The sequence below is a fragment of the Arenimonas sp. genome (genome assembly GCF_044348765.1).
Taxonomy (GTDB): Bacteria; Pseudomonadota; Gammaproteobacteria; order Xanthomonadales; family Xanthomonadaceae; genus Arenimonas.
Genome location: NZ_JBIKSE010000049.1, coordinates 1 through 9,101 on the forward strand (window position 1 = coordinate 1; position 9,101 = coordinate 9,101).

Annotated in this window: 10 protein-coding genes, 1 tRNA gene and 1 pseudogene; 6 read left to right on the plus strand and 6 right to left on the minus strand. The window is 59.9% G+C overall.

Annotated elements, in window-relative coordinates:
• Positions 1-206, plus strand: a pseudogene (locus ACIQ0Q_RS07680) (phenylalanine 4-monooxygenase); the annotation flags it as partial.
• A 4-nt stretch (positions 207-210) separates the two neighbouring features.
• Here the strand turns inward: ACIQ0Q_RS07680 and ACIQ0Q_RS07685 are convergent.
• Complete coding sequence (locus tag ACIQ0Q_RS07685) at positions 211-1,440, minus strand: MgtC/SapB family protein (RefSeq protein ID WP_395772354.1); 1,230 nt, start codon at positions 1,438-1,440, stop codon at positions 211-213.
• Positions 1,441-1,502: 62 nt separating this feature from the next.
• Between ACIQ0Q_RS07685 and ACIQ0Q_RS07690 the strand changes: the two genes are divergently transcribed.
• From ACIQ0Q_RS07690 to ACIQ0Q_RS07705, 4 genes are all read left to right on the plus strand, one after another.
• Positions 1,503-2,519, plus strand: coding sequence for a class 1 fructose-bisphosphatase (locus ACIQ0Q_RS07690; protein ID WP_395772355.1), 1,017 nt, complete (start codon positions 1,503-1,505; stop codon positions 2,517-2,519).
• Between the two features lie 85 nt (positions 2,520-2,604).
• The gene (gene cls / locus ACIQ0Q_RS07695) at positions 2,605-4,041 is read left to right on the plus strand and encodes a cardiolipin synthase (protein ID WP_395772356.1); all 1,437 of its coding nucleotides are present in this window, start codon (positions 2,605-2,607) and stop codon (positions 4,039-4,041) included.
• Between the two features lie 24 nt (positions 4,042-4,065).
• On the plus strand, positions 4,066-4,329 hold the full coding sequence (locus ACIQ0Q_RS07700) for a hypothetical protein (RefSeq protein ID WP_395772357.1): 264 nt from the start codon (positions 4,066-4,068) through the stop codon (positions 4,327-4,329).
• Positions 4,326-5,072, plus strand: a complete 747-nt coding sequence (locus tag ACIQ0Q_RS07705; protein ID WP_395772358.1) for a pyridoxine 5'-phosphate synthase — start codon at positions 4,326-4,328, stop codon at positions 5,070-5,072. Before ACIQ0Q_RS07700 ends, ACIQ0Q_RS07705 begins: the two co-directional genes overlap by 4 nt.
• Here the strand turns inward: ACIQ0Q_RS07705 and ACIQ0Q_RS07710 are convergent.
• The 4 genes from ACIQ0Q_RS07710 to ACIQ0Q_RS07725 all read right to left on the minus strand — a co-directional run bounded on the left by ACIQ0Q_RS07710 (position 5,069) and on the right by ACIQ0Q_RS07725 (position 7,660).
• Positions 5,069-5,872: a D-hexose-6-phosphate mutarotase gene (locus tag ACIQ0Q_RS07710; protein WP_395772359.1), complete on the minus strand. Its 804-nt coding sequence runs from the start codon at positions 5,870-5,872 to the stop codon at positions 5,069-5,071. The genes ACIQ0Q_RS07705 and ACIQ0Q_RS07710 overlap by 4 nt on opposite strands.
• 9 nt (positions 5,873-5,881) lie before the next feature.
• Positions 5,882-5,958: transfer RNA gene (locus ACIQ0Q_RS07715), tRNA-Arg, on the minus strand.
• Between the two features lie 161 nt (positions 5,959-6,119).
• Positions 6,120-7,016, minus strand: a complete 897-nt coding sequence (locus ACIQ0Q_RS07720; protein WP_395772360.1) for a DUF3011 domain-containing protein — start codon at positions 7,014-7,016, stop codon at positions 6,120-6,122.
• A 14-nt stretch (positions 7,017-7,030) separates the two neighbouring features.
• Complete coding sequence (locus ACIQ0Q_RS07725; protein WP_395772361.1) at positions 7,031-7,660, minus strand: hypothetical protein; 630 nt, start codon at positions 7,658-7,660, stop codon at positions 7,031-7,033.
• Positions 7,661-7,767: 107 nt separating this feature from the next.
• On the opposite strand from ACIQ0Q_RS07725, the gene ACIQ0Q_RS07730 reads away from it, so the two are divergent.
• Positions 7,768-8,010: a hypothetical protein gene (locus tag ACIQ0Q_RS07730; RefSeq protein WP_395772362.1), complete on the plus strand. Its 243-nt coding sequence runs from the start codon at positions 7,768-7,770 to the stop codon at positions 8,008-8,010.
• Here ACIQ0Q_RS07730 and ACIQ0Q_RS07735 read toward each other — a convergent pair.
• The coding region (locus ACIQ0Q_RS07735) for an RCC1 domain-containing protein (protein WP_395772363.1) at positions 7,997-9,101 on the minus strand (1,105 nt) is incomplete at its 5' end. The genes ACIQ0Q_RS07730 and ACIQ0Q_RS07735 overlap by 14 nt on opposite strands.

A 9,101-nucleotide genomic window follows, 5' to 3' on the forward strand; every position in this document is an offset into this window, starting at 1 on the left:
CGCGTTACCGTATCGACACCTACCAGAAAACCTATTTCGTCATCGACAGCTTCCAACAACTATTCGAGGCCACCTTTGCCGATTTCGAGCCAGTGTATGGGCAACTGAAAAGTCTTGAACCGATTCCAGCCGGATCCGTGCTCGACAGCGACCGCGTATTCCACCGCGGCAGCGGCGAAGGCTGGCTGACCGACGGCGATATCTGAGGGCTCAACCCCGGAGCAAGATCACCGCGGCGACCACACCCAGCGTCATCAGCATCGCGGCCCCGAAACGCCAGGCGAAATCACGGCCACCGGCATACCAGGCAATGCCGGTCTTGACACTAGCGCTGACCAGTAATAGTCCGAACAAACCCCACTCGGGATGTGGCAGGGCCCCGGATTTGCTGAGCGACGCCACGCCGACCAAGGCCGCATGCAGTTCGGCGGCGGATGCAAACAGGGCCAGCGCCACCGCCCATTGCGGGCCCAGCACCTGGTTGAGATAGGCGGTCAAGAACAGGATGGCGGCGATGATGGCCACCAGTGCCAATGCATGCTGTATTCGGAACATGCGTTTCTGTGCGACCGCGGATTCGGCCACCGCCTCACGGGTGTAACGCAGGCCGAATACACTGAGCAGCACCAGCACGGCCATGGCCGCCGTCAGCTCGAAACGGATGGCGTGCAGGTAGGCCGGAGCCATCGCCAGCAGAATCGGAATGAACAGGCTCAGCGACGCGGCATTGGCCAGCAGCGCTGCCGCTAAAGCCGGGGATTTCAGTTCGGGCTCGGCACGCGCGGTGCCGGCAGAACTGAGCGTGGCTGCCGTGGAAGAAACGTAGCCGGAAAAGAAACCTGCCAAGGGCAGGCCCCAGCGGTTGCCGACCAGGCGCAAGGCCACATGGGCGATAGCGCCGACCAGCATCACCAACACCACCAAACGCCACAGCTTGGACGGATTGAGCACGCCGAAATGGTCGATGGCACGGTCGGGCAGCAGCGGTAGGACAATCAGGGCACTGGCCAGCAGAATGATGCCGTCGTGCACTTCGCGTTCGCTTAGCACTTCCTTGGCGAAGCGGTGCAAGGGCGTTTTGGCATACAGCAGCGTCGCCGCCAGCGCAGCCAACCCGGCCGCCAGCGCGGTCTGGGTCACCGCCAGCGAGCCCAGCAATGCGGTCACCATCAGCGCGATTTCTCCGGTCATACCGGCATCCTGCGCGGCCGAACGCCAGTACGCCAGAGACACCAGCACCAGTACCAGACCGAGCAGGATCAGGAATGGGCCCGTGCCCAGACTGGTCGAGAGCACCGCCGCCAGGGCAGTCAGTGCATGCGTGCGCACACCGGCGAAGGTTTCCAGATGGGTGCGTTCACGCACCATGCCGATCATCAGGCCGATGCCCAGGGCCGTCATCAGCGCTGGCAGCAGCGGTGTACTGGAAAAAATATGCATGCGACTCCGTTCCGTTTCCCGCCACGCATTACAATACGACTAACCGTATCAGGACTTCGCCCATGAAACCGACCGCCCTGTCGCGCTATCTGATCGAAGCGCAGCACCAAGGCCATATTAACGCGGATCTGCGGCTGTTGCTGGAGGTGGTGGCACGCGCCTGCAAGACCATTTCAAGCGCGGTCGGCAAGGGCGCCCTGGGCGACGTGCTCGGTGATGCCGGCTCCGGCAACGTGCAAGGCGAGGCCCAGAAGAAACTGGACGTGCTCAGCAACGAAATCCTGTTGGAGGCCAATGAATGGGGCGGCCATCTGGCTGGTCTGGCCTCTGAGGAAATGGAGCACGCGCATGCCATACCGAGCAGCTACCCGCGCGGCAATTATCTGCTGTTATTCGACCCGCTCGACGGCAGCTCCAACATCGACGTCAATGTCTCGGTCGGCACCATTTTTTCGGTACTGCGCTGCCCAGACGGGGTGACCGAGCCGCGCGATGAACATTTTCTGCAGCCCGGCAGTGCACAGGTCTGCGCCGGCTACACCGTATATGGCCCCAGCACTATCCTGGTGCTCACCTTCGGCCGCGGCACCCACATGTTCACCCTCGACCGCGAACAGGGCAGCTTCATCCTCACCCGCAGCGACGTGCAGGTGCCGGAAGATACCCGCGAATTCGCTATCAATATGTCGAATCAGCGCTTCTGGCAAGCGCCGATGCAGGCCTATATCCGCGACCTGCTGGCCGGGAAAACAGGACCGCGCGGCAAGGATTTCAACATGCGCTGGATCGCCAGCATGGTCTCGGAAGTGCATCGCATCCTGACCCGCGGCGGCATCTTCATGTACCCAACCGACAACAAGGATCCGAGCAAAGCTGGGCGGCTGCGTCTGATGTATGAAGCCAATCCCATGGGCTTCATCCTCGAGCAGGCCGGCGGCGCCTGCAGCACCGGACGCGGACGCATGCTTGATGTGATGCCCGAAGGCTTGCACCAGCGCATACCGGTGTTTCTGGGCTCACGCAACGAAGTCGCCGAAGCCGAACGCTATCATCTCAATCATGATCACGGCAGCGCATGAGTCCGCTGGAATCTGATTTGATCGGTGTATCTCTCGGTCAGCTACACGCTGCAGGCTGCGCCGAAAGCATTTATGGAAAGCAAACGTGATCAGTGCCGCCGTGAATGCTTGGATGCACCTGCAGGCGGCCTGGCCGAATATTCTTCTGGTGCTCGGCCTGCTCTGGCTGGTGTATGTGCTACTGCTCAGCGCCTGGATCCTGCTGCAGAAACGCGAACCGATCGCCACGCTGAGCTGGCTGCTTTCGCTGATCCTGCTGCCCTATATCGGCTTTCTCATTTACCACTTCCTCGGTCCGACCCGGATCAAACGGCAGAACCTGAAACGCAGCAAGGCACGTGCCGGCCTGATGCCCTTGACCGAAGCCAATCTGGCGGACAATGCCGATGCCTTGATGCGGCTGAATGCGGCCACCTGCGGGCTGGCCCCCAGCAGCGCACAGCATGTGGACCTGCTGGAAAACGGCGCCGCCACCTACGCTGCGCTGGAACAGGCCTTCGATGCCGCCAACCATCACATCCATCTCGAGTATTACATTTTCGAACCCGATACCACCGGCACGCGCATCCGTGATGCTTTGATCCGTCAAGCACTACGCGGTATCGAAGTGCGTCTGTTGCTGGACCGGATGGGCTCCAAGAATATCAGCGAGCGATTCCTCAAGCCGCTGCGCGATGCCGGCGTGGAAATTGCTTTTTTTCATCCGTTCTATCTGCGCAAACTGTGGCGGCCGAAGATCAACATCCGCTCACACCGCAAGATCGTGGTGATCGATGGCATCACCGGCTTTACCGGTGGCATCAACATCACCGATGAGGAAAACGAAAGTCTGCGTACGGATGCCTATGTCGATCTGCATTTCCGCGCCGATGGTGAAATCGCACGCTGGCTGCAACTGGCCTTCGTGGCCGACTGGCTTTATGCCGGCGGCCGCTTCAAGGCCGATGCCCGCTTTTTCCTGCCGCCGCCGGCGAGGGCCGGAGCGGTCACCGCACAGGTACTGGCATCCGGCCCGGATACCCCTTGGGAGCCGATCCACCGCGCCCATGTCGAAGCCATCACCGGTGCACGCAAGCGGGTGCTGCTGGTCACCCCGTATTTCGTGCCGAGCGAAGCGGCGATGATGGCACTGACTTCGGCCGCGCTCAGCGGCGTCGATACCGCCCTGATCGTGCCACGCAGCAGCGACTCTCGTATGGTGACCCTGGCCGCACGCTCGTATTTCGATGCGCTGGCCGAAGCCGGCGTGCGTGTATATGAATTCCCGCGCATGCTGCATACCAAGGCCTTGCTGGTTGACGACGGTACGGTCATTCTGGGCAGTGCCAATTTCGACCGGCGAAGCTTCCGCCTCAATTTCGAGCTGTCGGTGCTATTCGAAGACGCCGGTCTCGGCGATAAGGTGGCGCGCATTCTATACGGCTATCTCGGCGAATCGCAACGCTTCGATCCGAAGATCCGTCTGTCACTCGGCGAACGTCTGGCCCAGGCCGGAGCGCGCCTGTTCTCGCCGTTGTTATAATCGCAGGCATTACGGAGAGCATCTATGTACATCCTCTATTACCTGCTCAGTCTCGGCGCCATGGTCATGGCCATGTTCGCCGATCTCAGCACCCGCGGCGTCGGCTTTCTGGTGGTGATGGCACTGGTGTTCCTGTTTCTGGGTTCCTGGAACCTGCTCAGCCGCCGCGTGGAAAGCCAACGGCGGTCGGAACGTCACATCATCAGTCCGGATGAACTGCAGCGCATGCGCGAGTTGGCGGAACAGGCGAAGGGACGCAAGTCCGACAACAATGGCAACGACGCGTGACCAGTCTCAGTGTCAATGTCAATAAAATCGCGGTGCTGCGCAATTCACGCGGCAGCGCGGAGCCTTCGGTACTGAAAGCCGCCGAAACCGCGATTGCCGCCGGTGCCCACGGCATCACCGTGCATCCGCGTCCGGATCAGCGCCACATTACGCCGGCCGATGTCGATGCCTTAGCGCAACTGTGCCGGAAACAGGGCGCGGAATACAACATCGAGGGTAATCCGTTCGCGCCGGCGCGCGGCGATTATCCCGGACTGATGGCGCTGATTGAACGCACGCGCCCGACCCAGGCCACACTGGTTCCCGATGGCGACGGCCAGATCACCTCCGATCATGGTTTCGATCTGCATGCTGACGGTGCACGGCTGCAGCCCTATGTGCAACAACTGCATGACTGGGGCGTGCGGGTGTCGATTTTCATGGATGCCGGCACACCCGATCTGGCACTGGCCAAAGGGCTCGGCATCGACCGCATCGAGCTCTATACCGGCCCTTACGCCGAAGCGTTCGCACACGGCGATTCAAGCGCAGCTGCGGCCTGTGCTCGGACCGCGGCGGAAGCACGGGTGCTGGGCATCGGCGTCAATGCCGGGCACGATTTGAACCAAGCCAATTTGGGCGTGTTTCTCAGTACGGTACCGTCGGTACTGGAAGTATCCATCGGCCATGCCTTGATCGGCGAAGCCCTGTATCAGGGCCTAGAAACCACGGTCCGCAATTACCTGGCGATCTGCCGCGCTTAAAGCACTTGCAGCTTCTGCCAGCCCTGCCAATGGCTGTCGGCCAGCATCGTCACCGGTTGCGCGGCGGCGGCCGCTTCCACGCACAGCATGTGTTGCCAGTCGGCGGTCGGCATGTCGGGGAGCTGGGCCGCCAACTCCGGGCCCGGGCACCAGACGACGGTGTCGGTAAAACCGCCCTGGCTGATTGCAAGCGATTCACCGCTGCCGTAGTTCAGACGCAGACGCGGTGGCGCTTCGGCAAACACACGGTCGACCTCGCCGGCGATGAACAGATTGCCCTGCTGGTTCTTGTAGCGGCCATCATCGGCGGCGTCTTCGTACACGCAGCCATTCAAACCCTGCAGGCTGCAGGCGGTCACATCCGGCACACGCAGGTAAGTGTGCAGGGCGGCGGTAAAGACCAAGGGCTGATCCGATCGGTTGTGGACGTCCAGACTGATGCTCAGGCCGTCGGCATCCAGCACCAGGGTCTGCACCAGGGAAAACGCATACGGCCAAAGCGCCCGCGTTTCTTCATCGTCTTCGATGGCCAGAATCAGAGCCGACCCGGTCTGTCCCTGCAATCGCCAGGGCCGGGTGCGCACCAGGCCGTGCTTCGGCAGATTACCGCGTCCGGAAAACTGCGGGAAGCACACCGGCACGCCGCCACGCAGGGCACGTCCGGGAATGGTATTCAGGTGTTCGGGCGTATACAGGCGGTCGATGCCTGCAGGGCATTGCCACTGCAGCAATTGTCCGCCGTATTCGGCAATGCGAAGCTGTCCGAAGCGGTTTTTTAATTGGAACGTGTGGACTGTCATAGCGAAAATTGGCGCGCCCGGAGGGATTCGAACCCCCGACCAATGGCTTCGGAAGCCACTACTCTATCCGGCTGAGCTACGGGCGCGGATGGCTTATTTTAACAGATATGCGCGGCCTGCCGCCGCCGCAGGACATGCAGACACCCCCTGTCCGAGTTGCAGGAAAAATATCTCCGTTTCGCTGGAGTCATCAGCGCTTCATGAAAAAGCCGCCCGATGGGCGGCTTTTTCTACCCATACGCGGTACTCAGATCTGCGGCACGAATAAACCGCGGCAGCCATCTACGATGATAATCTGGCCAGCGGCCTGATCTGCGCTCATCTTTCCCGTACAGGTAGTCTTGGATTCCTGCTTGAACAGACGCGGCATGCCACAGGCCTCGAAATTCCAGGCACAGGCGGTCGGCTGGCGGTCACGGCTCGCGCATTTCAGGGGATTAGCGACATTGTAAGGACAGCTGACTTTGGGGGCAGCTACCGCCATCTGCGCACTTTGCTCGGCCTGGCGGCGCTGTTCGGCCAGTAGTTCCCGCTCGGCTTGCAGGACTTCCTTGCGGGCCCGGGCGGCCTCAGCTTCGGCCAGCAAACGCTCACGCTCAGTCTCGGCCAACAGGCGCTCACGTTCGGCCTCGGCGGCAAACTGCGCATCGGCAGCGGCGATGCCGGCATCCTCGGCGGCAGCCATGGCCGCTTCATCAAAGACTTCGCCATCGACGGCGGGCTCGCCCAATGCATCCGCTGCTGGCACTTCGGCTGTGGCGTCCACGGCATCGTCAATGAATTCGAATGGGCACTGGGCCTCGACAATCTGGCGCACCGTGCTCTCATCCAGACGATTGGCGTCGAAAAGATAGGTGAAGCGATCACTTGGTTTGAAGTCCTTCACCAAGGCGTTTACCTCCCGGGTTTTAGCAATCAGCGCGGGAGATTTCCGCGCGTTCTCGGAAAGCAATACCAGCGCTGCGGCTATCGCGGCATCGCGCTCGGCACCAACCAGCGTGGCCGGCATCGGTGGCAAGGCTTGCTTGATTCGGCAAACTTCGGACTTGACTTCGCCGTTCAGACGATCGGCATCCTTGGTTTTGTTGCCACAGCCGGCAACCAGGAATACGGACAGCAGAGCCAGAGATTTCAGAGCAGTCATCAGGGCTTCTCCCATTAAGATTTCGGACGCAGATGTTCTTCGATGCGGTAAATCGCCGGAATGACCATCAGGATGAAGATCAGCAGGATGGTGCCGATGATGACCACAATTGAGCCGCCGAGCAGATACATGCGCTGCATGGCGCCTGCGGCTTCTTCGGCATCATGGCGTGATATGACGTCCAGGATATTCTCGCCGCAGAAGAATTCGTGGTTGAGGTCCGGGTTCTTGATGGAGGCCTCGGCGAAGTCATAGAAATATTTCTCGACGAAACTGAAGTAGTTGGAGCGGGAAGAGGCCGAAAGTCCTTTGCCGACCAAAATATTGTAGGTGCCCGTCGGATCCGGACACTGGGCGGCCTTGATCGCCGCCTGCAGATCCTTGCCGTATTCGGTCTCGACCGAGAGTCGCTCGTTGGTGCCCTTGAAAGTATCGGCCGCTTCCTCGCCGGCGTAACCGTTGTCCATATTGGCGGCCTTGGCGAAGGACTCCTCGAAACTTTCGTAATCCGTCCCGCCGGAGAACAGCGTCGAGGAGAACATGACAATGCCCCCGACAAGGGCAACCAGCAGCACGAATGCCATGACCACCGAAACCACCTTGCTAACACTGAAGCTGATATTCAATATCTTGTTGATTGACATGATGGTTATCCTGAAAGTTACCGGAGACTGATAAGAAATATTCCTATAGTAAATGGTGCTGGCGCTTGAAACAATAAGCGCTTGAAAAATCTTCTCAATAAGCGTCTATGAACAGCTCAAAGCTACCCATCTTAACGATTAAAACTCATCCGGATATCGCCCGCAGGCCAAAATCGGTGCTGAATGCTCTAAATATATTCTTTCCAGCAGATACGGCAACGCAGTATTTTCTGATGCTTGAAAAAGGAAATACGGTCGACGTGCAATTCGGTAAAACCCAAAGTGATCTGGCAATTCTTCGCCGCAATCTGCAGGGTCAAGGCTTCATCATTGAAGTCATCCCGCAGTAAGCGACTCCGGAAAGCCGATTTCCACAGGAAGCCAAGGGCGCTCTGGATCTTTTACGCCCAGTAGCTTGGCTTTATTACTGCCCCAACAATAGACTTTTTCAGATTCGCTCAAGGCGCACATGCCCCACTCGTTGCTGGCCAGCTCGACGATGGGCTCTTCAAACACCACCGGCATCGGAACCGGAACATTCGGGTAAATGGCGGGGTCCTGCCCGGCCGAGCCGTGTTCGTTGTAACCCCAGCAGTAAACCCGGCCCGAGGCATTCAACGCGCAGGTATGCGACGCGCTTCTGAGCTGGACGATGTTTTCAAGACCGGGCACGCGTCCGGGGCGCAGGCGCATGGCGTCCTTGGCGGGATTGCGCAGACCATCGCCGAGCTGGTTTTGGCTGTTCGTCCCCCAGCAATACACGCGCTTACTAATGGCAATGGCGCAGGTCTGCAGATAGCCCGGCGTGATCGTGCTCAGTTTTTCGGGAAGGGCTGAGACACGCACCGGACGCATGCGGTCGGTGACGGTGCCGTCGCCCAGCGCACCCATGGCATTGAAACCCCAGCAATAAGCTGCTCCCGACGCACCGACGGCACAGGCATGATGCACTCCGAAACCCAGATGAACCGCAGGCTCGGGAAGCGACATCGGCATCGGACGATTGGTGGTCCTGAACACACGGACACGTTGTCGGCTGTTACTGCGGCCAGTCGCCCCCCAACAGAATACTTGGCCGCCGGCATCCAGAGCACAGATTCCATCATAGCCGGAGGCTATGCCAACGATACCCGATAATCCGGCAACCGTTGAGGGATTGATCGTAGGCTGTATCATCAGACCACCATCACCCAGGACACCCATGACCGGATCACCCCAGCAGAGGACCTGACCGGTACGAGTCAGTGCGCAACTATGGTCGGCACCGCCCTCCAGCATGGTGAATGCCTGGCGGAAGCGGACCGGCTGCGGAACCGCCTGCAGTGTGAAGCGCGCGTTGCCGAGCTGTCCTTTCTGATTATTTCCCCAACACCAGAACATTCCCGCCTTATCGCGGTGGCACATGTGGTTTTCGCCCGAATTGAGCCTCTGGAATGTGCTA